Source organism: Erysipelothrix sp. strain 2 (EsS2-7-Brazil), assembly GCF_016617655.1.
Classification (GTDB): domain Bacteria; phylum Bacillota_I; class Bacilli_A; order Erysipelotrichales; family Erysipelotrichaceae; genus Erysipelothrix; species Erysipelothrix piscisicarius.
In genome coordinates, this window is the sequence record NZ_SCFT01000001.1 from 15,295 (window position 1) to 39,314 (window position 24,020).

18 protein-coding genes are annotated in these 24,020 nt (G+C 38.5%); 13 read left to right on the forward strand and 5 right to left on the reverse strand.

The genetic code is table 11. The features are described from left to right. Positions 1–7: 7 nt before the first annotated feature. Both EPJ90_RS00055 and EPJ90_RS00060 read left to right on the forward strand, forming a co-directional pair. The gene (locus EPJ90_RS00055) at positions 8–1,396 is read left to right on the forward strand and encodes a Y-family DNA polymerase (RefSeq protein ID WP_200542379.1); all 1,389 of its coding nucleotides are present in this window, start codon (positions 8–10) and stop codon (positions 1,394–1,396) included. Then, on the forward strand, positions 1,353–1,742 hold the full coding sequence (locus EPJ90_RS00060) for a hypothetical protein (RefSeq protein WP_237558260.1): 390 nt from the start codon (positions 1,353–1,355) through the stop codon (positions 1,740–1,742). The genes EPJ90_RS00055 and EPJ90_RS00060 overlap by 44 nt, the downstream gene beginning before the upstream one ends. 189 nt (positions 1,743–1,931) lie before the next feature. Here EPJ90_RS00060 and EPJ90_RS00065 read toward each other — a convergent pair whose 3' ends face one another. Further along, the gene (locus EPJ90_RS00065) at positions 1,932–3,689 is read right to left on the reverse strand and encodes a family 20 glycosylhydrolase (RefSeq protein WP_200542380.1); all 1,758 of its coding nucleotides are present in this window, start codon (positions 3,687–3,689) and stop codon (positions 1,932–1,934) included. A 398-nt stretch (positions 3,690–4,087) separates the two neighbouring features. Between EPJ90_RS00065 and EPJ90_RS08625 the strand changes: the two genes are divergently transcribed. The 8 genes from EPJ90_RS08625 to citG all read left to right on the forward strand — a co-directional run bounded on the left by EPJ90_RS08625 (position 4,088) and on the right by citG (position 17,983). Then, entirely contained in the window at positions 4,088–5,920 is a 1,833-nt protein-coding gene (locus EPJ90_RS08625; protein ID WP_161636543.1) for an N-acetylmuramoyl-L-alanine amidase family protein, read from the forward strand. 221 nt (positions 5,921–6,141) lie between these two features. Further along, entirely contained in the window at positions 6,142–10,833 is a 4,692-nt protein-coding gene (locus EPJ90_RS00075; RefSeq protein ID WP_161636542.1) for a DUF11 domain-containing protein, read from the forward strand. 151 nt (positions 10,834–10,984) lie between these two features. Further along, positions 10,985–11,968 (forward strand): tRNA dihydrouridine synthase, encoded by a 984-nt coding sequence (locus EPJ90_RS00080; RefSeq protein WP_161636719.1) that lies wholly within the window; start codon positions 10,985–10,987, stop codon positions 11,966–11,968. A gap of 17 nt (positions 11,969–11,985) precedes the next feature. Next, a complete protein-coding gene (gene recQ / locus EPJ90_RS00085) occupies positions 11,986–13,788 on the forward strand; it encodes a DNA helicase RecQ (RefSeq protein WP_161636541.1) in 1,803 nt (600 codons plus the stop codon). Between the two features lie 331 nt (positions 13,789–14,119). Continuing rightward, complete coding sequence (locus EPJ90_RS00090) at positions 14,120–15,166, forward strand: PTS transporter subunit IIC (protein ID WP_161636540.1); 1,047 nt, start codon at positions 14,120–14,122, stop codon at positions 15,164–15,166. Positions 15,167–15,187: 21 nt separating this feature from the next. After that, a complete protein-coding gene (locus EPJ90_RS00095; RefSeq protein ID WP_161636539.1) occupies positions 15,188–16,183 on the forward strand; it encodes a D-2-hydroxyacid dehydrogenase in 996 nt (331 codons plus the stop codon). Between the two features lie 296 nt (positions 16,184–16,479). Next, on the forward strand, positions 16,480–17,184 hold the full coding sequence (locus EPJ90_RS00100) for a GntR family transcriptional regulator (protein ID WP_161636538.1): 705 nt from the start codon (positions 16,480–16,482) through the stop codon (positions 17,182–17,184). Continuing rightward, positions 17,171–17,983, forward strand: a complete 813-nt coding sequence (gene citG, locus EPJ90_RS00105) for a triphosphoribosyl-dephospho-CoA synthase CitG (RefSeq protein WP_125164591.1) — start codon at positions 17,171–17,173, stop codon at positions 17,981–17,983. The genes EPJ90_RS00100 and citG overlap by 14 nt, the downstream gene beginning before the upstream one ends. Here the strand turns inward: citG and EPJ90_RS00110 are convergent. The 4 genes from EPJ90_RS00110 to citC form a co-directional block, all read right to left on the reverse strand. After that, positions 17,980–18,522 (reverse strand): biotin transporter BioY, encoded by a 543-nt coding sequence (locus EPJ90_RS00110; protein ID WP_161636536.1) that lies wholly within the window; start codon positions 18,520–18,522, stop codon positions 17,980–17,982. The genes citG and EPJ90_RS00110 overlap by 4 nt on opposite strands. Further along, the gene (locus tag EPJ90_RS00115) at positions 18,512–19,498 is read right to left on the reverse strand and encodes a biotin--[acetyl-CoA-carboxylase] ligase (RefSeq protein ID WP_200542381.1); all 987 of its coding nucleotides are present in this window, start codon (positions 19,496–19,498) and stop codon (positions 18,512–18,514) included. Before EPJ90_RS00115 ends, EPJ90_RS00110 begins: the two co-directional genes overlap by 11 nt. A gap of 93 nt (positions 19,499–19,591) precedes the next feature. Then, positions 19,592–20,080 (reverse strand): citrate lyase holo-[acyl-carrier protein] synthase, encoded by a 489-nt coding sequence (gene citX, locus EPJ90_RS00120; protein WP_200542382.1) that lies wholly within the window; start codon positions 20,078–20,080, stop codon positions 19,592–19,594. Continuing rightward, positions 20,081–21,103, reverse strand: coding sequence for a [citrate (pro-3S)-lyase] ligase (gene citC / locus EPJ90_RS00125; protein WP_161636533.1), 1,023 nt, complete (start codon positions 21,101–21,103; stop codon positions 20,081–20,083). 180 nt (positions 21,104–21,283) lie between these two features. Here citC and citD point away from each other — a divergent pair, with 180 nt between their 5' ends. The 3 genes from citD to citF are packed head-to-tail and all read left to right on the forward strand — an operon-like array spanning position 21,284 to position 24,014. After that, entirely contained in the window at positions 21,284–21,580 is a 297-nt protein-coding gene (gene citD, locus EPJ90_RS00130; protein ID WP_125164586.1) for a citrate lyase acyl carrier protein, read from the forward strand. Next, positions 21,577–22,470: an aldolase/citrate lyase family protein gene (locus EPJ90_RS00135; RefSeq protein WP_161636532.1), complete on the forward strand. Its 894-nt coding sequence runs from the start codon at positions 21,577–21,579 to the stop codon at positions 22,468–22,470. The genes citD and EPJ90_RS00135 overlap by 4 nt, the downstream gene beginning before the upstream one ends. Further along, positions 22,467–24,014: a citrate lyase subunit alpha gene (gene citF, locus EPJ90_RS00140; protein WP_161636531.1), complete on the forward strand. Its 1,548-nt coding sequence runs from the start codon at positions 22,467–22,469 to the stop codon at positions 24,012–24,014. Before EPJ90_RS00135 ends, citF begins: the two co-directional genes overlap by 4 nt. The last annotated feature ends 6 nt before the right edge of the window (positions 24,015–24,020 follow it).

Consider the following 24,020-nt stretch of genomic DNA (forward strand, 5'->3'; position numbering starts at 1 on the left):
GGTTTGCATGAATCTGGTCTTTGATTATGAGAAAGAGCCATCACGCGATATATTATGCATTGATTGTAAAAGTTTTTACGCATCGTGTGAGGCCGTTGCCCGGGGTTTAAATCCATTAAAAACGAAATTAGTGGTGATGAGTTATCCCAGTGAGAGCGTTCGTGAACGTGGCAGTGGACTGATACTTGCTTCAAGTCCGATGGCTAAGAAAGCATTTGGAATCAGCAATGTAAGTCGTGCACGTGATTTACCGTTTCCATATCCTGAAGACCTCGTGATTGCACCCCCCAGAATGAATCTTTACATGGCCATTCACCGACAGATTAATGAAATTTTCCGATGTTATGTTGATGATCAAAATGTTTCAACATATTCGGTCGATGAGACATTTTTAGATGTTACGGATTCACTAACATACTTTAATTGTAAGAGTGCCTACGAACTGGCGAAGATGATTCAAACGCATGTTTACAATGATACGGGAATTTATACGACGGTTGGTATTGGTGATAATCCATTGCTTGCGAAACTTGCACTTGATAATGAAGCGAAGCACACCCGCGATATGAAAGCGGAATGGCGCTATGAAGATGTCGCAACAAAACTTTGGAAGATTGAAAGCATTACCGATTTTTGGGGGATTGGAAATCGTACTGCTTTGCGTCTTAAACGTATGGGGATTGAGACCATTGAGCAACTCGCACACGCCAACTACAATCATCTAAAAAAAGAGATGGGCGTAATTGGTTTGCAACTTTATGCCCATGCATGGGGTATCGACCGTACGTTTTTAGGTGAAGTGTATACGCCAAAATCAAAATCAATTGGAAACTCCCAGGTTTTAAATCGCGATTATACTAACAAACAGGAAATTATCGTGGTCATTCGTGAAATGGCCGACCAAGTCGCAACACGGCTTCGTAAGGAAAATAAATACACCAAATGCATTGGGTTATGGATTGGCTATTCACTGAGCTATATTGACGATACTGGAAAAACGGGATTTAGTAAGCAAGTGAAAATTGAGGCAACCAATAACAGTGCACGGATTGCGGAAGCGTTACTCAAAATTTTTGATCAGTATTACGATATTCAAGTTGTACGAAATCTCGGTATTAATTGCACTCAACTGGAAAGTCCAACCCAAGATCAACTTAATCTTTTTGAGCCGATTGAAATTGTGGATCGCGATCGCAAATTGGATCAAGTGGTTGATGATGTACGCACGAAGTTTGGCTTTACAAAACTTGTTTACGCGAGCAGTTTGACACAAGGTGGGCGTGCCATTGCTCGAAGTTCCTTAGTAGGAGGGCATGCAGGGGGCATGGAAGGGATTGAAAGTCGAGGTTGTGATGATGACACGGAGAAGAACAAAAAAAACATTTACAAATTATAACGACTATCATGATCGTCCTTTTGGTTTGAAATGGGGAACTGCCTTTGCTTTATCAGAACTTACAAAAACAATTAATGAAGGACAAACTCATGCGACAAAGGAAGTCATTGAACTTCCACAAATGACTCGAGAAGAAATGGACTCAGTGCTCCAACATGCTTTTACCAAGTCCTGTCGCATCAGCATTCAAGTCAACATACGGGATGGAAACAATCGTCTCATCGATACGATTACGGGTTCCTTTACGGGTTACTCAGATTACATGTATCTTTATGTTGGAAACAACATTGTCAGTTGGGATGTTATTCGACATATTACGATTCTAAGTGATCCCGTGAAGGATTAAAAAAACATCTGAGGATTTACCATATACCACCACGTCGAGTAACTACGGTGTAGATATAGCCATAAAAGTAGAAACAAATGTTTATGGAAAAAATCAAAAACGACATTTTGACGTATAAACCTTAGAAAAAACATAAAGTAAAAAAGACACACGATTCTTGTGTGTCTTTTGCTTATATAAATTCAATGGTTAAGATTTTCGTTTTAAGAACCAAGCACCAGCGACCAATACTAGACTTCCCATAACTTTGGCTGAAACATTGCTTTGCACGCCTGTTTGAGGTAGTGTTTCTGCTGTTGTTTGAACTGTTGTTTGAGTTGTGGTTGAAGGTGTGGGCTTCTTATCTGTTATCGTGTCAATGATTTTGGTGTCATCATCTTTAGGTGATGGCATGCTGGGTTCACTGTTACGGAATTTTAAGGAACTCATAGCATTCTCTAAAGCTGTAACCCACGCATCGACATCATGTTGTTGTGTGATGTTACGATGTTCTTCAATGGAAGCTAATGCATCTGTAATCACTTCAAAGTTTTCGTAGTCATCTGCGTTTAATTTTGCGACACGATCTTTTAATGCATTAAGTCGCGAGTAATCGGCCTTTTTTAATTGAAGATTTTTGATAGCTGCTTCAAGGTGTTTGTTTGTTTCATCTACTTTAGTTTGTTCGGGAATGCGGTAGGAGCGAACAATAGAATCCACAAGTTCTTGAAGTTTCGCAACAGATTCATCAGTATAAAGATCAAGATCTTGAGGAATTGCACCGAGTGTATGATCAAGCTCTGAATAGTCTGCAGGTTTCACCATGTGATCTGCGTGTCGTGTCGCAAAAGCATCCATGAGTTCCATAATATGATTCATACCATGATCTTGTGAAGGATCATCAGCCCAAATGGCTTGCATGCTTCCAATTGATGGAATCGTACTGCCGCCAGCTAATACATTGAAATCGTTCGCTTGTGTTCGTTTAAGCGCGTCATTGAGGTTATAACCATCTTTATCGATGCGACCTAAAACCCAGTACCAACCATCATTTGTATTAAGAATTGGGTGACCCTTTGATGCAAAGTATTGCGGTTTTGCGACATTAAATCCCCACCATCCTGAGGTCCAATAAGAAATAATGATGTCTTGATCAAAGGTTCCATATTGGTCGTTGCTGTTGTAGTAGATTCCGTCATTAAAACTCATGGGTTTCATCCCGGCATCTTTGATAATCTTAGCTAAAGTATTAGCATACTCTATAAAGTCATCATAGAGGCCTTTTTTCTGAAGTTCACCCCATCCTGGTGATGTGAAGACGTCGTTTGCATATTCATCAGCACCAAAGTTGAAGATGGATGATGCACCTGAATCGCCGAAGAAATCGACATACTTTTTAGTTAAGGCCTGAACAAAGGCAATCGCTTCTTTGTTCTCAATATTTACAGTTCGCTTCGAAGTCTTACCGTTGTTTTGGTAACGAACGTCTGTTAATCCAAGTTCTTCCATAGCTACAAGAATAGCATCCATATGTCCTGGGCTATTGATAACAGGAATTATATCGATTCCAATTGATTTAGCGTGTTTTAAAATGCGCGTCATTTCCACTTCAGTTAAAACATCACCGTGAGGATCATCATAATAGCTTTTGTTTCCGGCTGTGATTGCGTTCTTAACTGCATCGCTTTCAAATGTTTTCCCCTGTACATTCATGGACATATCATCCAAAACAAAGCGTAGACCATCATTTCCAAGAAGTATCTGTACTCCAGTATAACCATTTTGATGCGCGTGATTGATGATGTCCATTAATTGATCTTCAGAAAAGTATTTTCGACCGGCATCAATCGAAAGAATGCTTAAAGGGACGTTGGCGGGTTCGTCCGCATAGACCTTATTTCCAAAACCAGCGAGTGCTAATCCAAAACTTAATGCTAAGATTACGAATTGCTTCTTCAAGTATTTCATTGTTTCCTCCTTATAGTTTCGGTTCACGTTACCTTAACCTCCTTCCATAGAAAAAGACAGGACAATTACAAAAACGACGTTTTGTAATCACCCTGCCTAATTAAATAGTAACATGTGAACATTCATTTACATTACCAAAATACATGAGAACAACTGTGTTGTCAAGAGGTTATCGATAAAAATGATACCGGTATCATTAATTTCACAATGGATTGCGTTAAAGGTCTATTTTTTAAGGTTTTTAGGCGCCTAAATCTTAAGAAATCTTAATAGAGACCTTAAATAGCCGCTAAACGAAAAAAAATCTTTACATGACGTTCGAAATATTTTATTTTAATTTCAGAAACATATCAAAATGCAACAGAATGTTTCAAAAAAGAACAGAGGGGATAAACGTTATGACATACAGAACAAAACACAAAACACGTTTTTTAAAATGTGTCTTATGTGCTTGTATTGGTTTTACGGTTTTGATGCATAAAACAACACTGATTAATGCGCAAGAACTAACACAAGCCGAACAGGACTTAAAATATTATTCAGAGTTGACACCTGACCGAGCATTGATAATGTTTAAAGCATATTTATACTCATTTGAAGGCATGACTGAAGAACGGGTCAATCATTATATTAATCAGGTAAAAAAACTACCGGTAGATCAACAAGCAGCAAAAATTGTGGCGCTCAAGAAACCGTTTGAAGAACGTAAAATTCGAGAAACGCGACTTAAGGCAATTGAAGCACTAACCGAAGAGATTCGCGGACGATTCTTTTATATTCCATCTGGGGTGAAAGAAAATTATATCGAGCTTATACAAAGTGCCCCCCTTGAAGCACTGGCTACGTATCGCGAAGAACTTCTTGCCTTGGATAAAAAGAATTCCTTGATGGCAGATATTTATTTAAAACTTCGAGACGATCTTTTTAAGATGAAGTTTCTAACTCAAAGTGAAAAGAATCATTATGATAATGAGATGGAGTCTGCGTACAATGATAAAAATGAATATATGATGCAAAGTGTCTTTAAGCGAGCACAAGAGGCAAACGAAAAAGCACGTTTAAAAGCACCCGAGACACTTCTTGAAAACGCTAAAGTAAAAGCAAGAAGTCAAATAAATCGTTTGTACAGCATGGAAGCATCAATCGATCATGAATTTAAGGCATTACCGGATATAGCATTTTACCAAGGATATAAACCATTTTGGAAACAATATCAAGCGATGCGGATTCCAAAAGCAGCGATGTTAGCGGAATTGGAAAATAAAAATCGCGTGGAAGATGTTGAAGCGTATGTTTCTCAAAAGGTAATGCACCACATGGATTTTGTCTCATTGGAGTATTCCGCACGAAAAGCGTTAAGTTTAGCTCAACGCTATCCAAATCTGTCATCCGTTCAAACTTATCTTGCGGAAGATATATTTAAAACATGGCCTCAAGGCGATTTATCAGGATTATCGTTTGTAGCAGATAAACGACTTCAACGGATTGAAGATGCCATCCAAGAATATAAGAAACAGCCAATCAAGCCGATTGCGCCAGAAAAACCAAAAGAGGTTATCCTTAAGAATCGCTGGGAAAAAACAGCGGGAAAATCAGCATACTTTGATGAACACGGGAATCGTGTTAAAAATACATGGAAAAAAATCGGTCAAAACAACTACTACTTTAGTAAAGATGGACTGCCTTTAACTGGGTTTTTTAATGTAAATCAAAAACGTTATTATGCAACGGCTGAAAAAGGAACGACATCAGGGTGGCATAAAGTTCATAAAAAGTGGTACTTAACAGAACACGATGGTTCCGTAGCCACGGGATGGAAAAAGGTTAAGAATCAGTGGTATTATCTTGAGAACTCAGGTGAAATGGCTTCGGGTTGGAAAAAAGTTTCGAACAAGTGGTATTATCTTGAGGAATCTGGTGCGATGGCAACTGGTTGGAAAAAAATAAACAACAAATGGTATTACCTCGAAAATTCGGGCGCGATGGCAACCGGATGGAAGAAGGTAAACAACAAATGGTACTACCTTGAAAACGCTGGAGCGATGGCAACTGGATGGAAGAAGGTAAACAACAAATGGTATTACCTCGAAAATTCGGGTGCGATGGCAATCGGATGGAAGAAAATAAATCAAAAATGGTACTATCTCAATGATTCAGGAGCCATGATAACCGGACGACACAAAATCCAAGGGAAATGGTATCGATTTAACCAAAATGGTGCGATGCTATAAATAATAAGGAAACACTTCGTTTAGAAGTGTTTTTTTTATACTTTCGTAGCGGTAGATGAAAAGGAGATGAAAAGAGGTGTAAGCGCTTCTTAAACAATGGCGGTATGCTATACTTTGTATAAGTATTTCATGTATTTTATCGGACATCTTTGTGAAGATCCGCTTTCAACGAATTCTATAAAAATTTGTGTCTAAAACCGATTATGGGGTAGGAGGATGTCATGAATAAAATTAAAAATGGAAAACGTCGTTTGATGTTATTCACACTTGTTGGAATGATGGTATTATCCAGCATAGGTGTGAACGCAGTGACAGAAGGTATTAAGGAAGATGATCAACTTATAAATGAAATTCAAGAAGAGGTCGTCGTTCCAACTGAAACACCAAGTGATGAAGATTCAAATGATGAACTTTTGGACGATGATGTGATTGAAACGGAACACATCGACGATGGAGTTTCTCATGAAAATGATGAGGATGCGCATTCACCGGAAGTTAAACCGGAACGCGAAACAAAGTCTAAAGAAGATGCAGTCCAAAAAGATACGCCTTCGGATTCGATTACGCGCATGAATCCAGGCGATGTGAGTGTTTTTGATACTTTTTCAAATGCATTCAATACAAAATTTGATGTCTATTTAAATGCGGGTGAAAGCCTTGCAATCGAATGGACCTTTATTCGTAAGTCAGGGATTAATAATAAACATAACTTGGACTATACCCTTGAGGGACCGGGCGTTTCAAAATCGTTGAAATTTGTAGCGATTAATAATACACCGGCAAATGCAGGGTCAAATCAAACGATGTTTGATGTTGGTGATGCTCGTGAAGTGACTGAGGATGCCTTAGCTGGAAATCCTGAGGTCAATAAATTTGATGCAACCAATGAAAATCACTGGCTGAAAGCTCCCGCTTCGGGGATTTATCGTTTTACTATACCGAAGACAAAAAACATAACAGCACGCTATCGTTTCCATATTCTAAAAGCAGATGGAACGCGTGCTTTAGGGCGAACATGGTCTGAACAGATTGAATTGACTCAAAATGCAAATATTTTTGAAGATTTTGTGTTTTATCATATGATGATTGACGGCTATATTTACAAACAATCGCTGTATGGATTTAACGGTCAAGATTCTCTCATTACAAGTGATGCTGCAGGTTTGGTTGAGGAGTCCGATAGTGCTTGTGCTCCAATCTATGAAAGTGCCTTAAAAAAAGGTGGTATTGCTTTTAAGGATGAGGCATTTGGGATTCCCAATTATATCTTAGCAGCCGATGATTCGGATTGTTCAAGTCGAGTAACAAATTATAAACTCTTTGCAAGTGTTCCGGATGACGATATGCCCGAAACCGCAACCTATGCAGATGGTGAATCGACATGGCTAACTCAAGAAATCAAGCTTCCTGAATTTGTAAGTATGACCTACAGTCGTACATCTCATGATACACAAGCTGTTGATGTGCGTGTTGATATTAATAACTATGAAGGACTTGTGGAAGTAAAGGTAGATACCAACAATAATGGATCCTACGATGATGATGTCGATGTGACTTTAAGTACGATTTACCGAAGTGGTCAACCTGTTACACTGAGTTGGGATGGTTTGAATGGACTGGGTGTTCCTGTTCCAATTACTCAAACGGTCCATATTTTCTCAGATATAGATCGAAGTGGTGAGATCCATTTTGTAGGGTATGATATTGAAGACTTGCGTTCGGGTATTACAATTGAACGTATTAATGGTTTAATGCGTCCGATAACGAATGCAGATGTAGTTTATTGGGATCATCGTCCTGTAAAAGATCGTATCGTTAGTGGTTGTGGTCCATTTGAAGGTCAAATGGACGCGACTGCAGGGACAGAGTCTAATGGTAGTTTTAAATGGCGCTATGGTAATGACTGTATTTATCGTAGTGTTGATGGTCAACTTGAAGGAAATGGACCTTTCTTTGGCGCAAACAGTGGACAAGGAAAATCCTTTGGGGATATCGCATACATTCATGAGTGGACGTACGAAAAATTGCTTTCACCGGTAGAAATTGATCGTGAAATTCCAGGTCTCAATCCATACTTTCAAATCACTAAAGAGGTCGTTGATGATACCGGTGATTTAATTTTGACACCGGGAGAAGTGTTTACCTATACCATTAAAGCTCATAATGAAGGCAGTGTTATGAGTGATATGAAAATAAAGGATCTTCTAACTGAAGTTCAAAACTACGTAACAGTTGGTGATGGTACCATTGAGGTTAAGCGAAACAATGTGGCGGTTCCAGGTCATACGATTGCATCGTTAATGGGAGGCGGTCTAGAATTTACAGGCATGCTGCCTCTAAATAGTTCGGGCGCAATCCAAGATGAGGTTGAGATTACCTTAACCTTTACCGCAAATGCGAACATCAATTCCATTCCAGCACCCCATCATCTTGACAATACCGCTCATGTTTATTGGGATGTTGATGAGTTAAATGAACAAGGGCAAATCGTTACCACGGAATATGAAAATGACGACAGTGCATTTATTCTCACGGGTGAGTCGGGATTTGAAATTGTGAAGCGAGTAAAAGACTTAGGATTACCGATTGATCGTGGTCATGAAGTGAATGGGATTGTAAGTCCTGGTGAAGCAATTGAGTATGAAATTGAAGTTGAGAATACGAAACAAACTGTGCTTGATTCTGTCGTTATTTATGATGAACTCCAAGAAATTCTAAATAGTATTAAAGAAAAAGAGAGCTTAGGAAGTGTAACAGTTGAAGCTGCTTTTGATCGAGCCGATGGGAATACAGCGACATCAAGTCTCATTACGACAGAACCATTAACCCTTGAAACATTAACAGATAAAAATAAAGGCGTTGAGGTTAAACTCAGTGCGGGGGATCGGGTTACCCTTCGCTTTAAAGTAACAACGATCGATGAATTGGAAGGCGAACTGCTCAGAAACAAAGCCTTCGCAAAACATGAGGAAGAACTTAAAGATTCATCCACATCCATTCCAATTGGATCCAGTGTCTTAATCATCCATAAAAAAGTTACAGATGATGATCTAAGCGGTGCTGTAAGTCAAGGTGAAGCCTTTACTTATGAGATTGTAGTAAAAAATGACGGAAATGCACCCGCTTATAATGTTGAAATCATGGACGATTTTGATGGGGTAGCACCCTTCATTGCGGAACGTCCGGAAGATGTGGTTGTCACGATGATCCACGATGGCGTAACATCGTCCCATTCTTTAGCGGAACTGATGAGCGGGATTTATCTTGTACGCCTTGATCCCGGTAAAACCGCGGAACTCAATTTTACGGTATCTTTAAAAGCGACCTTAGATCTTTCAACGATCACCCATCATAATGATGCGGGAAATCCTGTACTTTATAATGTTGCCTATGCAGATTTTGATCCATCTCCTGAAGTGGAAATTCCAGTTGAATTACCAAAACTTAAAATAGAAAAAAGTGTACTGGATGCAGATGAAAACGGTTGGGTGACTCAAAATGAAACCTTCACGTATACGATTGAAGTTACCAATATAGGACTCGGTTATGCCCATGGTGTAACCATTCAAGATCCTTTTACAGATGTACTGGATTCGATTAAAGAAAAAACTGCGCTTTCTAATGTTGCGGTAAGTTATGTATTTAATCATTTAGAAGGAAAATCCATTGTTTCAACGCTTGATGACGGAACAGACTTAACGCTCCAAAACCTCGTAGATGGATTTAAAGCCCATCTTGGCTCACAAGAATCCATAACACTAACCTTTAGTGTAACAGCATTGGATGATCTCAGCGCATTAGCTTCAGGATCACTTGTGAATAAAGTGACTGCTAAAAATATCTATGAAACAGTTGATGCGACGGCCATTATCTTTGCGGGGAATACAGGATTAAGCATTTATAAAAAAGCAGAAATTGAAGATGACAAACATCTTGCTGAACCTGGCGATACGGTAACGTATACAATAGGAATTTTAAATAAAGGTCCGATGGCTGCTAAGAATGTTTATGTTATTGATCCGATGACTGCGCTTCTTGATGTCATTGAAGAAAAACCTGAAGCGGTAAGTGTCGTATCGACACAAGGCAATACCTATACACTTGCGGATTTAATTCAAGGAATTGTTCTTGCGAATCTTGATGATCAAGAACTTGTGGAATTGGTGTTTACCGTGACATTAAAACCAACACTAGATGTCAGCACCATACCTAATGTGAATGAATCCGGGTTCCCGATGATTCCAAATATTGCGACTGTAAATGATGTTCCTACTACTGAAATTGAGGTTCCTGTAGATCTTCCAAAACTTGATCTTGAAAAGCTTGTTACGGAAAATAACGGGGATGATTTTGTGGAAGAGAATGAGGGCTTGACGTATACAATTCACGTTCGAAATCAGTCGAATGTCATGTCATATAAAACAATTATTCGTGATAATTTAAAAGATATCATAAATATCATTCAAGAAAAGGATCATCTAGATCAAGTTGTCTTGAATTATTCGTTTAAAAATCTAAATGATGAACCGGTCACCTCAACGCTTGTAGGGGATACCTCCTTATGCGTTTCGGACTTAGTCGAGGGTATAATTGTAAATCTTGGTGGTTTTGATGAATTAACGTTAACCTTTGAGGTTACTGCAATGTCCAATCTTGAAGGTGTCGAGGAATTTGTGAATACTGCAACGGTTTCAAATCCGTTTGAGGAAATTGAAACGTCCGTGAAAGTTCCCGTTAAAATACCTGATGAACCAACCATTCCTATTACACCGATAAATCCGCCAGAACCGGGTAAACCACATAAACCATTACTCCCTAGTACTGGAGTATCTGCGTTACCATTACGGGGAATCAGTTTGGGACTCATGGTTGCAGGAACGGTATTAATGGTTCTAAAACGCAAACGAAAATAAATCAATTGAATTATTTTAAGACCTAAGCGACGCTTAGGTCTTTTTTTATGGGAAGCGACGATTTATATGTGTTGAAAAAATGATAAAAAAATGGGACAATAAGTCACAAAGGCTCTAAAAAAATGAGTAAGATATGAAGCGAGGAAAAATCATGACACATAATTTTTGGAAGACATTACCAAAACCTTTTTTTATACTAGCACCGATGGAAGATGTTACGGATGTGGTATTTCGTCATGTTGTAGCAAAAGCAGCACAACCCGATGTTTATTTCACGGAATTTACGAATAGTGAGAGTTATTTCCATGCGAAAGGCCGTGAAAGTCTACGCGGTCGTTTGCTTTTCACTGAGGATGAACAGCCAATTGTTGCACATATTTGGGGTGATAACCCTGATTATTTTCGTGATATGAGTTTTGGATTGGCAGAAATGGGATTTCAAGGGATCGACATCAATATGGGCTGTCCTGCACCCAATGTTTTTAAACATGGTCGAGGTTCGGGTTTGATTTTACGACCGGATGTAGCCTCTGAAATTATCCAAGCCGCAAAGGCAGGCGGTCTTCCAGTAAGTGTGAAAACACGATTAGGACATCGCGATGTTCAAGAGTATAAAACATGGATTGCACATGTCTTACGTCAAGATATTGCGAATTTGTCGATTCATCTTCGAACAAAGACGGAAATGAGCAAGGTTGATGCTCACTGGGAGCTGATTCCTGAAATTTTAAAACTACGTGATGCGATTGCTCCGGACACCTTAATTACAATTAATGGTGATATTATGGATTATCAAATGGGTAAAGACCTTGCAGATCAGTACGGTGTCGATGGCGTGATGATTGGACGGGGTATTTTTCATAATCCATTTGCTTTTGAAAAAGAACCACAAGATCATAGTGCGAAAGAACTTCTTGATCTTTTCCGTTATCATCTTGATCAATACGATCTGTATTCAGCACAAGAACCTGGTTTATCAAAACCCTTACACCGCTTCTTTAAGATCTATATTCGAGAATTTAAGGGGGCAAATGATTTAAGAACTGCATTAATGGATACCAAAACGACAGATGAGGCACGTGTAATCTTAGATGCATTTGAAAAAGAACATCGTGAGGTACTGCTTTCAGTTTAAGGTAAAGAGGAGGCATCATGAACACATACCATGTTTTAAAAGATTATTTTGGGTTTGATGCTTTCCGAAGTGGCCAAGAAGCCATTATTGAGGCTATTTTAAGTGGTCAAGATGTATTAGCATTAATGCCTACTGGTGGCGGCAAGTCTTTGTGTTATCAAGTGCCGGCAGTAATGTTGGAAGGAATTACCATTGTTGTATCACCATTAATTTCACTGATGAAAGATCAAGTGAATGCTCTAAATCTGATGGGGATTCCATCTGCCTACATTAACAGTTCTTTAAATGACCATCAAAAACAATTGGTTTATGAACGTGCATGGGCACATCATTACAAACTCATTTACGTCGCACCGGAACAATTATTAACACAACGATTTCGTGCATTAGCTCAAAAGATTACAATTTCTCAAGTTTCGATTGATGAGGCACACTGTGTTTCACAATGGGGCAATGATTTTAGACCGCAATATCTCGATATTCCAAAATTTATCGAAATGATCCATCCACGGCCTGTTGTCACGGCTTTTACCGCAACTGCAACCGAACGCGTACGTGAAGAAATCAAGATTAACCTCAAACTCTCAAAACCCCTTGAAACCATTCAGTCTTTTGATCGCCCAAATTTATTCTTTCAAACACGAGAATTAAGCGATGCGGATAAAAAGAAGTTTATTCTCGATATATGTAAAAAAACCACGGATTCTGGGATTGTTTACTGTCAAACGCGCAATGAAGTTGAAACTGTTACGCAACTTTTAACAAGTCATGATATTTCGGCACTCGGATATCATGGAGGGATGGACAGTGCAATCCGTATTCAAAACCAAGATGCGTTTATTCAAGAAAATATTCAAGTGATGGTCGCAACTAATGCTTTTGGTATGGGTATTGATAAGTCTAATGTTCGTTTTGTGATTCATCATAATATGCCGAAAGAATTGGAAGGCTATTACCAGGAAGCCGGCCGTGCAGGACGGGATGGGCAACCTGCCACATGTATTTTGCTTTATAATGGTAAAGATATTCGTACAAATCAATTTTTTATCGAACAACTCGATGAAAGTCACGAAGATCTCGAATATCTTACAGTAATCAAAAAACGTGCCAATGAACGCTTGTCACAAATGGTCGACTACAGTAAAACAACCCAATGTCTTCGCTATAAACTCATGACCTATTTTGATGAACCAGCACCCATGGAATGTAACCAATGCTTTAACTGCTTAAACCATTATAAGCAAGTTGATGTGACCATTGAGGCGCAGAAAATTATGTCGTGTATTCTACGGATGGATGAACGTTATGGCTCAGGCTTAGTCATTGATGTCTTAAGAGGATCAAAAATAAAACGGATCATGGATTTAGAATTGGACAAACTCAGCACTTATGGAATTATGCGGGCGCATTCAAAAGCACAGCTTGAAATGATCATTCAAGGATTAATTGATGTCGGTTATGTCCAACGACTTACGGATCAATATAACATCCTAAAAATTACGGCCAAAGGAAAGTTGTTTTTAATGGAACGAAACGTCTTAAGCATTCGTCTACCGAAAGATAATCAACACATTGAGGCGCGGTCAACAATTCATGAAGTGGATACCGAATTGCTTCAAGCACTTAAATCAATTCGTAAAAAATTGGCAGATCAACGCGGCGTACCACCGTTTGTTATTTTTTCAGATGTTTCGTTAATTGATATGTGCAGTTTAATGCCGCGAAATCCAGAACAATTTCTATCTGTAAAAGGTGTTGGGAAGAAAAAATTGGAACTTTATGGAACGCAATTCTTAGAATGCATTCATGAATATATTTAGAACTCGTCGTCTTACGATGAGTTTTTTTTATATCCTCTGCAAATCTAAAGTTAACGATTTAACGATAAAAGTTGTACATTAAACGAATTAATTCACAAACGACGTCGGTTCAAAGCAAAGAAAAACGGGGAAATATAACCGCAGAATCGAAAAAGTAATCGTTTGATTAACTAAAGAGTGGCTTTTTGGTCCTTTTGTTTAAAAATGACGAATTTTGATTAGAATATATAAAATTAAGAATGTGTAGAGAGCCGATTGACAGTCATTTTACTGCATGATAATATCACTTTACACTAGTTGTTAGTTGATTCACAACTTAGAAGGGGAAATTATGGAGAAAATGAATTCCAAAGATTTTATGAATAAGATTTTACAAGGAGCAGCGATGGGGATCGTTGTTGGATTGATTCCAAATGCAATTTTTGGAGAAATCTTTAAGGCTCTCGGAAGCCACTTTGCAGTATTTGCAACACTTGCGGGGATTGTATTTGCAATCCAATTTACAGTTCCTGTTTTAGTAGGGATGTTCTCATCTCTTGAATTTAAACTAAATGGTCTACAAATGGCTTCAGTTATTGGAGCTGCATTTATTGGTAGTGGTGCTGCACGTCTTGTTGAAGGTGCATGGGTATTAAAAGGTACGGGTGATTTAATCAATACGATGATTACAGTTGCAGTTGCAATCATGATCATTCGTTGGTATAACAACCGTATTCCAAATCTTGCAATCGTTATTACACCAATTCTTGGTGGGGTGATTCCTGGATTTATCGGTTTATTAACATTACCTTACGTGGGTAAGATCACAGGTTTATTAGGATCATTAATTGCAAACTTTACAACGTTACAACCACTCTTAATGATGATCTTAATTGCAGTATGTTTCGCGTTAATTATTGTGACACCACTCTCAACAGTTGCAATTGCATATGCAATTTCACTAGCTGGTCTTGGTTCCGGTGCAGCAAACGTAGGAATCGCAGCAACAGTATTTACACTTGCTTATGGTTCATCAAAAGTAAATAACAAAGGGACAACATTTGCACTCTTCTTTGCAGGTCCAAAGATGCTTATGCCTAACTATTTAAAAAATCCGATTATGTCTTTACCAATTGCTATTAATGCGGCAGTAACCGGTGTTGTTGCTTATATTTTCCAAATTCAAGGTACAACAGCATCCGCTGGCTTTGGTATTACAGGACTTGCGGGTCCAATTAATGCTTATAGCTTTATGACAGCAACACCTGTTGTACGTATTGTTATCTTACTTGTGCAATATCTTGTTGTTCCATTAGGGATTGCTATGGTTACCCATACGATCTTTACAAAAATGGATCTTTACAAAAATGAAATCTTTACATTTAATTCAAGCAAATAGTTAAGAGAAGGAGTAAACATAATGTATAAATTTATCGTCTTTAATGTTCGTGAAGAAGAACGCGAACTCACACTTGATTGGGCTAAACGTAACAACGTTGAAGTAACCATGGCAGAAGGTCAATTATCAATGGATAACATCCATATGGTTGAAGGGTTTGATGGTCTCTCAACAAGCCAAAATACTGCATTAGAGCCAGAAATGTATTCAATTCTTAAAGGATACGGAATTAAACAAATTGCACAACGTAGTGCAGGTTTTGATTACTATGATCTTGATTTAGCGACAGAGAATGGCTTAATCATTACAAACGTTCCGAGTTATTCACCAGAGTCCATTGCGGAATTTAGTGTGACTTCAGCATTAAGCTTAATTCGTAAACTTCGCGTGATTGAGGAAAAAACACGTCAACACGATTTCCGTTGGCAACCACAAATCCGTGCTGGTCTTCTAAAAGAAATGACGGTAGGGGTTGTTGGTACAGGTCATATTGGCCGTAAATCAGCAGAATTATTCAGCGCTTTTGGTGCACGTGTTGTTGCTTTTGATGTATATCAAAATGATGAAGCAAAACAATTTGTTACTTATGTTGATTCAGTAGAAGAACTTGTTTCAATGTCAGATGTTGTGAGCCTTCATGTTCCTGCAACAAAAGACAACCATCATCAATTTAATGCGGAAATGTTCCGTAAATTTAAACCAAATGCATACTTCATTAATGCTGCTCGCGGATCAGTTGTAGATACCAAAGCACTTATTGAAGCGCTTGACCAAGGACACCTTGCAGGTGCTGCATTGGACACTTACGAAAATGAAAGTCCATTTATTCCGAAAGATTTCTCAAATCAAACAATCGAAGATGAACTATTCTTAGAAGTCTTGAATCACGAAAAAATCTTATTCACACCACATATTGCTCACTATACAGATGTTTCTGTGCGTAATATTATGGAATTTGCTTTAACATCTGTGCTTGAAATTCTCGAAACAGGCACAACTGCAAACCGTGTTAACTAAAAATTTTATATATTATTACTTAGATAAACAAAAAAACACCTGAATCTTAGGTGTTTTTTTTGTTTGTTAGAGATCAATATACATCTAAATCCTAAAGATATCATGAATATATACGAATTTTTCACTTTTTGGTCTAAAATCTTAGGGTATAATAAAAATGAATGGAATCTTCGGTCATAAGACACACGAATTGCACACGGTTTTCATAGTGTTTTTTAAGTGTTTATAATGTATACATTTGAGTTCTTTCTTCATATAATGGACTTAAATAGCGATTTGAATAGAAGGAGGTAATGATGAGAGATTATATGAGTGATGTCATTGGTATGATTGATTTAAATCAGAATCTTCCCTTAAATCAGATCATTTATGAAGGATTGCGATCTGCAATCATTCATGGAGTGATTCCAATGGGGGAACGGATTAATGAGAAGCATTACGCACAAGCGTTGAATGTAAGTCGTACACCAATTCGGGAAGCGCTGCACCGCATTCAAAATGAAGAAATTGTTCAATATGTGCCAAATTACGGTATTGTGGTTACAACCTTTACCCATGAGGATGTTTACGAGATTTACCAGATACGTACTGCTTTAGATATCTTAGCAACCACAAATGCGATGCGTCTTATGACACCAGAACGTGAAGCGGTTATGGAAGCATTGCTGACTGAAACAGAAGCTGCACAAGCGGTTGGTGACGTGGAAAAGGTTATTGAGATGTCGAAAGAGTTTAACACGATGATTTACCGATTTGCGGAAATGCCTCGATTGGAGACGATTCAAAATCGTCTTCGAGATTATATCATTCGTTTCCGAGATATTTCATTAAAAGCAGATAGTCGCCGTGCTAAAGCGCTGCATGAGCACCGCCTTATTTTTAGATGTTTAAAAAACAATGATGTTGAACAAGTTCAAATGGTGATTACGGAACATCTCTTAGAATCTCGAGATTTTATTCTCTTAGAAATGGACCGTCAATTACAATATGAAAAAAAATAAAATTGTCTTACTTGCGTTAAAGTCATTAATTTTAGAAGTCAGTTTGTATCCGAAACCAGGGTTGGTGGATCCTCTAGATTCAGGATCACATGACGATATGGATTATAATATGTTTATAGAGAGTTGTTTTGCACTCGTTCCTGGCTTTGAAGCGTATTTTGATGCAGGATTGCAGCATCAAGGTTCGCTACCAGAACTGTTCAATGTGATTCGAAAGGTTGGTATTGAAAATGAGAGAGCAATGTTTGATGCAACCTCAAATGTCAATACGCACAAAGGCGCTAATTTCCTCTATGGCGTGGTCATTGCTGCCATTGCTTATCTCAAAACACCTGATTTAAAGACACTTCGTGAAGGAATTCAAGCCATGACGGCAGGTCTTGTGGAAGCTGAATTATCCTCGCTTACATCATTTAGGACGCATGGAGAACGGATGTTTCGAGATTATGGCTTTACCGGCATTCGTGGCGAGGTAGAGATGGGCATTCCGCATGTGTTTGAAGTTGCACTACCAATTTTAGATTCTGAAGATGATCAAGAGGTTGCTCGAAAGAAAGCCCTCCTGGCCTTAATGCGATCCAATAATGATACGAATATGGTAAAGCGTGGGGGGATTGAAGGGTTGGAGTATGGTAAATTCTTGGCACATTGCGATTATAACGATTTGGATGCGCACCTAATACAGATGAATCATGCATTTATCGAACGGAATTTAAGCCCGGGTGGAACGGCTGATTTGCTTGCACTAAGTATTTTTATTCAAATGTATCGAGACCAAAGATTAAAGGATGCTGATTAGGCATCCTTTTTGTTTTTTATGTGTTCAGGCATACGGGATGTAATGAATACACTGAGTGTCATGGATAAAACATCGGTAGGAACAAACATTAAACAATATGAAATAAATAATTTTGATATGGGTAGTGTAATACCGTGATACGTTTTAAGATTAAAATAAAGAATTGGAAGAGCCAAAGTATAAAGAATGATTTCTCCAGATACGAAGGCGATAAAACGACGATTCTTAGGCAATTTATGGTAGAGGGTGTTAATCACATAGACCATTGGAATAAATCCTAGAATAAACCCAAATGTTGGTGACATCACGATATTTGGGCCAGACATTCCCCCTGCAAATACGGGTAATCCAATGAGCCCCATCATAATATAAATTAAAACCGCCATGACGGCTTGTTTACGTGTTAATAACAAGGCGCTTAGGCAAATCGCAAGGACTTGCAATGTAAAGGGTACATATGGAATTGGAACTTTAATCATCGATCCAATGATAATAAATACAGAAAATAGGGATGAGAGTGCAAGATCTTTAACGTTCATAATATGTTTCTCCTTGAATACTTACTTCTCCTGAGTTTAAGGTGCGGATATTTTGGGATTCGTCACAAACAATAAGTTGGCCTTTTTCATCAATATCCTTGACCCAAAAACGCTCAGAGAGGTCTTGATTGATATAAATATAATGATTGATGATAAAACATGATGCACGATAGTCGTCGATGATGGTTTGACGATTTTGAGGGAAATCAGCGTAGAGGCTAAAAAAACAGTCCGTGATGGTTGCAATGAGTTTATTGCGATCAATGTCTGTGTTGACGTATTGATCGAGTGATGTATAAATCTCATTAAGGTCCGCAGGAAGGTTTGGGTCATGGAATACATTCAGACCAATGCCAAGAATTAAATAACGGTATTGATTGCTTTCGAGGATGATTTCACCCTCGGTGAGTATTCCTGCAAGTTTTTTTCCATGCACGTAGATATCGTTAAGCCATTTAATATCAACGTGAAGATGGTAAAGCGTACTTAATGCTTCTTTAACCGCAAGTGCTGCAATTATCGTGATTAGTTGAGTATCTTCAAGGGTCAATGTCGGTACAAAAGCCAGACTCATGTAGATACCGTTTTTGGATGGAGAATAAAAAGAGCGTCCCCGACGTCCCCGTCCTTCGCTTTGATGGTCGGTTGCAATTAGAAACGGTTCTTTAAAACCTTCGGGAATCATTTCTTTTGCAAGTGCATTTGTGGAAGGGGTACTGTCGTAACAGTGAATGTCTCCAATAAAACTGTGATTTAAATGTGTACGGATTGCAGCGCTGGATAAATTGTTGGCATTATGAACATATTGATACCCTTTATTACGAACTGAATGAATGGTATAGCCTTTTTTTCGTAACTTATCTACTTCTTTCCATACGTTAGCACGCGTCATATGCAGCATGTCACCAATCTGTTCACCGCTTATAAATGAATGTTGGTTTTCAATGAGTAAATCAAGGACTGTTTTGGTTTTCATAGAATCCTCCTTTGCGATTGAAGATTAACATAAAAACACCCTATTGTAAACTTTAAAAGACCAAGAGTTTACAATAGGGTGTTTTTTCAGTGTTTATTGGTTCTTCATTGCATGTTTAATGCGCAAGTTTATCGTTTCGACTACCGTTTCTAACGTATGTTTGCGACTGCGACTGCAAGCATGCGCGTCATCATCGCAAATAAGACATTTTCGCGGTTGAAGTCCAAGATCTTTACGACTTTTACCATCAACATCAAGATCAAAAAGACGACCAAGAGGATGTGTATCCTCAATCATAACCATGCTTCTCTTGACTGAATCGGGTCCAAGATGACTCATATAATACGCTTCAGGTCCGGTATGATTATTAAGTTGGCACTCATAACACGTTGCAATCTGGTCGAGTTCAATGAGACCTTGTTTGAATGCCCATTGGTAATCGGGCGTTGATTTTATGGGACCAGGAATATTGAGTTTAAAACTAATTATGGTTTGATTTGGGAATTGTTGTTTCAACGCTTGGATGGTTTGAGCGCGTTTTTCGCGCGCTGTCAGCATTGCTTCTAACGAAACCTCATTCATTCACAGTGCTCCTTTTAAGGAGGCGATTACCTGTTTTCCTTCGTCGCTTTCAAAGAAGGCGTAAGTTGTTTTAGGTACAAATTTTTGAACCGCTTCAAGGTTTCCTTCTGCAAGCAGTGATCGTACTTTGGTTGCGGAAATAATACTCTCATCATTTCCGATGCGATCGATGATCTCTAAATCAAGTTTTCCCTTAAACTCTGCTTGCAACGCTTCATTATAGAGGTTTGTGGCATTTGAGAAGGGCTCGGAGCCAACATAGCGCTTTGTAATGTTTAGGGCTGGAGCAATGTGATGGGCAAATACACGTGCATCAAGGCGTGCTTGCACAAAGGTTACATCATCATCTTCCTTCAAGAAATAAGAGGGGAAGGTTGCACTGGAAACCATATAATTCTCAGTAGGCAGCACTTTTACATTATCAAGGTGAGATGTTCCTTGACGTACAAGTTCAATGCGTTGGGCTGCTTTAAAAGCACTCATTTCTTCACTTAAAACAAATACATAAACAAAGGAACTTTCTGAAGCAGCTTTTTCTACGAGAAATTGATGGCCCAGAGTGAATGGGTTTGCATTCATCACGATCGCAGCCGTGTTGGGTTTGTTTTGGTTTATTGATTCAAGATTTTTAATAAAAGCATCAAATCCGGTGATGGCTTTTTCCATAAAAACTAAGGTATGATCTACCGATTCAATTTCATGGAATCCCAAATACTCAAACCCTTTCTTACACCCAGGTTTTGTGTAAACATAATGTTTAAAATAACCTTCCTGAACATTTTGGTTCATGACATGAGAAATAATTTCATTAAACAAGGAACCCCCTTGATGGGTGGCGTCAACAGCAACACATTTAATGACATTTTGATAACGTGATGCGGTCGCAATCAATTCATCCGCATCATTATAATATCCGTATGTCTCTTCTAATGTAGACTCTTCTCGGATGCCCTCTTGCATTAAAAGGTTTAACCATTCTTCCTTTACCCGTGGATTGGATTTAATATAGAGTTTTTTAATCATAATAATCTCCTTTTCTTCACAATTCAATAATAGCATACCAAAGAATTGTTTCATAAGTGTTTTTTGAATGTTCTTTAAGGACCTGAACCCTTGATGTAAGCGTTTGCCATATGGTATTAATTAAGTACAGGAACCTATGTTACAAGTGTGATGTTTGTGATATAGGAGGAAGGAGAAGAGATGGAAATAAAACACAGCGCAATAGCTGGTACATTGGAATCAAGTGATGTACAAGTTATGGTGGAACCTTCTACAGATGGAGTCTCTGTAGAATTAAACAGTAGTGTCATTAAACAATATGGCGCTCAGATTCTTGAAACGGTTCATGAAGTCTTAGACACATTGGAAGTCAAGGATGCGAAAATTGTCGTTCAAGATCAAGGTGCTTTAGATTGTACAATCAAAGCACGCGTACAAACTGCTGTTCTTCGTGCAAGCGATACAGTAGAGAACCTACCTTGGGGGTCTAAATTATGAAAAATAGAATTAGACGTACGATGATGTTCTTAAATGCACAACGTGCTTCACTTGTGAAGGATGTTTATGTTTACAAGCCAGATTGTGTCATTTTAGACTTAGAAGATGCGGTATCGGAAAGTGAAAAAGATTCAGCACGTGTTCAACTTTACCATACATTAAAATCAGTAGATTATCATGGCGTGGAACGTTGGGTTCGTATTAATCCCGCAACAACGCCGTATTATCATGAAGATATTCGTGCAGCAATTGCTGGAGGATGTGAAGGGATTCGTTTACCGATGACCGAAACGAAAGAAGAAATCTATGATGTGGAACGCTTAATGGCGGAAGCAGAAAAAGAATTTGGTCGTGAAGTGGGATCAACAATGTTAATGGCAGCCATTGAATCACCACTTGGAGTGATCAACGCTTATGAAATTTGTACAGCGAGTCCACGTATGATGGGGGTTGCATTAAGTGCTGGAGACTTTACCCGTACAATGCGCGCTACACGTACAAAAACTGGGGAAGAGCTTTTCATGGCTCGATCAATGCTTGTGATTGCGGCACGTGCAGCGGGAATCATGGCATTTGACACGGTTCATACAGATTTAAGTGATTTTGAGAGTCTTGAGAAAGAAACACGATTGGTTAAAGACATGGGATTTGATGGGAAGTCAATTATCTCACCAAGACAAATTGCAACAATCCATAAAGTCTTTACACCAACACAAAAAGAAATTGAACATGCTCTACATATTGTAGAAGGTGTTAAGGAAAGTGCTGCCAAAGGTATTGGAGTTCTTATTGTTGATGGACAAATGGTTGACGTTGCCCATGTTGAAGGGGCGAAACGTACCCTTGAACTCGCACAAGCAGCAGGCGTATATAAGGGGGATTTAATATGAAAAACAAAGTAAATCGTATAATTCCTGATGAATTTCTAGTAGATGGTGTTGAAGCCTTCCAAGGTCAATATTATCGTGATAATTATGAGTATACAAAAGCTGCACCAACCATTAAAGCTCAAGTAAACCCACATGATTCAAAAGTTTTAGCTTCCATTCGTGAAGCCATTGAAAAAGTAGGGCTTAAAGATGGTATGTGTATTTCATTCCATCACCACTTTAGAAATGGTGATTACATTGCGGCAATGGTCTTTGAAGTAATTAAAGATATGGGAATTAAGGATCTCTATCTTTGCGCTTCTTCTTTAGGGAAAGCACATGCTTCAATTGTTCCATTAATTGAAGATGGTACGATTACAACCATTTCATCTTCAGGTGTTCGTGATGAAATTGGGGATGCAATTTCTGCCGGAAAACTTAAAAATCCAGCATTAATTCGTTCACATGGTGGTCGCGTTCGCGCTATTGAAACCGGACAAGTTAAAATTGATGTTGCCTTTATTGGGGCACCAACAAGTGATGTATACGGAAACGCTTCGGGTAAAGGTGGAAAAGCAGATTGTGGTGTTCTTAGCTACTCTGATGTGGATGCACGTTATGCTGATAAAGTTGTCGTGATTACAGATACGCTTGTACCTTACCCAAATAATCCATATTCAATTAAAGGAATTGATGTAGATTATGTTGTTGAGGTTGATAAAGTTGGAGACTCATCAAAAATTGCAGGAAATGCAATTCGTATGACACAAGATCCACGTGAATTAATGATTGCAGAATATGCAACCAAATGTGTTGTAAACACGCCATGGTTTAAAGACGGCTTCTCCTTCCAAACTGGAGCTGGTGGTGCAAGTTTAGCGGTAACACAATTCTTAAAACAACCGATGCAAGAACAAGATATTAAAATGAGTTTTGCTTTAGGTGGTATCGTTAAACCAATGGTTGATATGCTTAAAGAAGGTTATATTCATGCAATTGCAGATACACAAGATTTTGATATCGCAAGTGTTGAATCAGTGCATGAAACACCAAATCATTTTGAAATTTCAACTTCAGAATATGCAAACCCTTTAAATAAAGGTGCATATGTTAATAAATTAGATTATGTAATTCTAGGAGCACTTGAAATTGACGTTGATTTCAATGTTAACGTTGTTGTTGGTTCCGATGGAACCATTCAAGGAGCACCAGGTGGCCATGTTGATACATCAGCAGGTGCGAAGTGCTGTATTATTGTTTCACCATTAGTTCGTGGTCGTTTGGCGACTGTACGTACATCTGTAACATCCGTAACAACACCAGGAGAAAGTGTTGATATTCTTGTTACCGATTATGGGGTTGCGGTTAATCCAGCAAGACCTGATATTCTTGAAGCACTAAAGAAAACAGATTTACCATTAGTTACAATTGAAGCGTTGCGTGATATGGCTTACGACATTGTAGGGGAACCTGCAGACATTGAGTTTGAGGATAAAGTCGTAGCATTAGTAGAATATCGCGATGGAACACTTATTGACGTGATTCGTCAAGTAAAAAACATCTAGGGGGAC

Bases quoted from the DNA above. Each gene is read 5' to 3' on its own strand.
- citF (WP_161636531.1), top strand. From the start codon at position 22,467: ATGAAAAACAAAGTAAATCGTATAATTCCTGATGAATTTCTAGTAGAT.
- citD (WP_125164586.1), top strand. From the start codon at position 21,284: ATGGAAATAAAACACAGCGCAATAGCTGGTACATTGGAATCAAGTGAT.
- EPJ90_RS00100 (WP_161636538.1), top strand. From the start codon at position 16,480: ATGAGAGATTATATGAGTGATGTCATTGGTATGATTGATTTAAATCAG.
- EPJ90_RS00075 (WP_161636542.1), top strand. From the start codon at position 6,142: ATGAATAAAATTAAAAATGGAAAACGTCGTTTGATGTTATTCACACTT.
- citG (WP_125164591.1), top strand. From the start codon at position 17,171: ATGAAAAAAAATAAAATTGTCTTACTTGCGTTAAAGTCATTAATTTTA.
- citX (WP_200542382.1), bottom strand. From the start codon at position 20,080: ATGAATGAGGTTTCGTTAGAAGCAATGCTGACAGCGCGCGAAAAACGC.
- EPJ90_RS00110 (WP_161636536.1), bottom strand. From the start codon at position 18,522: ATGAACGTTAAAGATCTTGCACTCTCATCCCTATTTTCTGTATTTATT.
- recQ (WP_161636541.1), top strand. From the start codon at position 11,986: ATGAACACATACCATGTTTTAAAAGATTATTTTGGGTTTGATGCTTTC.
- EPJ90_RS00060 (WP_237558260.1), top strand. From the start codon at position 1,353: ATGATGACACGGAGAAGAACAAAAAAAACATTTACAAATTATAACGAC.
- EPJ90_RS00065 (WP_200542380.1), bottom strand. From the start codon at position 3,689: ATGAAATACTTGAAGAAGCAATTCGTAATCTTAGCATTAAGTTTTGGA.
- EPJ90_RS00095 (WP_161636539.1), top strand. From the start codon at position 15,188: ATGTATAAATTTATCGTCTTTAATGTTCGTGAAGAAGAACGCGAACTC.
- EPJ90_RS00090 (WP_161636540.1), top strand. From the start codon at position 14,120: ATGGAGAAAATGAATTCCAAAGATTTTATGAATAAGATTTTACAAGGA.
- EPJ90_RS00055 (WP_200542379.1), top strand. From the start codon at position 8: ATGAATCTGGTCTTTGATTATGAGAAAGAGCCATCACGCGATATATTA.
- EPJ90_RS00135 (WP_161636532.1), top strand. From the start codon at position 21,577: ATGAAAAATAGAATTAGACGTACGATGATGTTCTTAAATGCACAACGT.
- citC (WP_161636533.1), bottom strand. From the start codon at position 21,103: ATGATTAAAAAACTCTATATTAAATCCAATCCACGGGTAAAGGAAGAA.
- EPJ90_RS00115 (WP_200542381.1), bottom strand. From the start codon at position 19,498: ATGAAAACCAAAACAGTCCTTGATTTACTCATTGAAAACCAACATTCA.
- EPJ90_RS08625 (WP_161636543.1), top strand. From the start codon at position 4,088: ATGACATACAGAACAAAACACAAAACACGTTTTTTAAAATGTGTCTTA.
- EPJ90_RS00080 (WP_161636719.1), top strand. From the start codon at position 10,985: ATGACACATAATTTTTGGAAGACATTACCAAAACCTTTTTTTATACTA.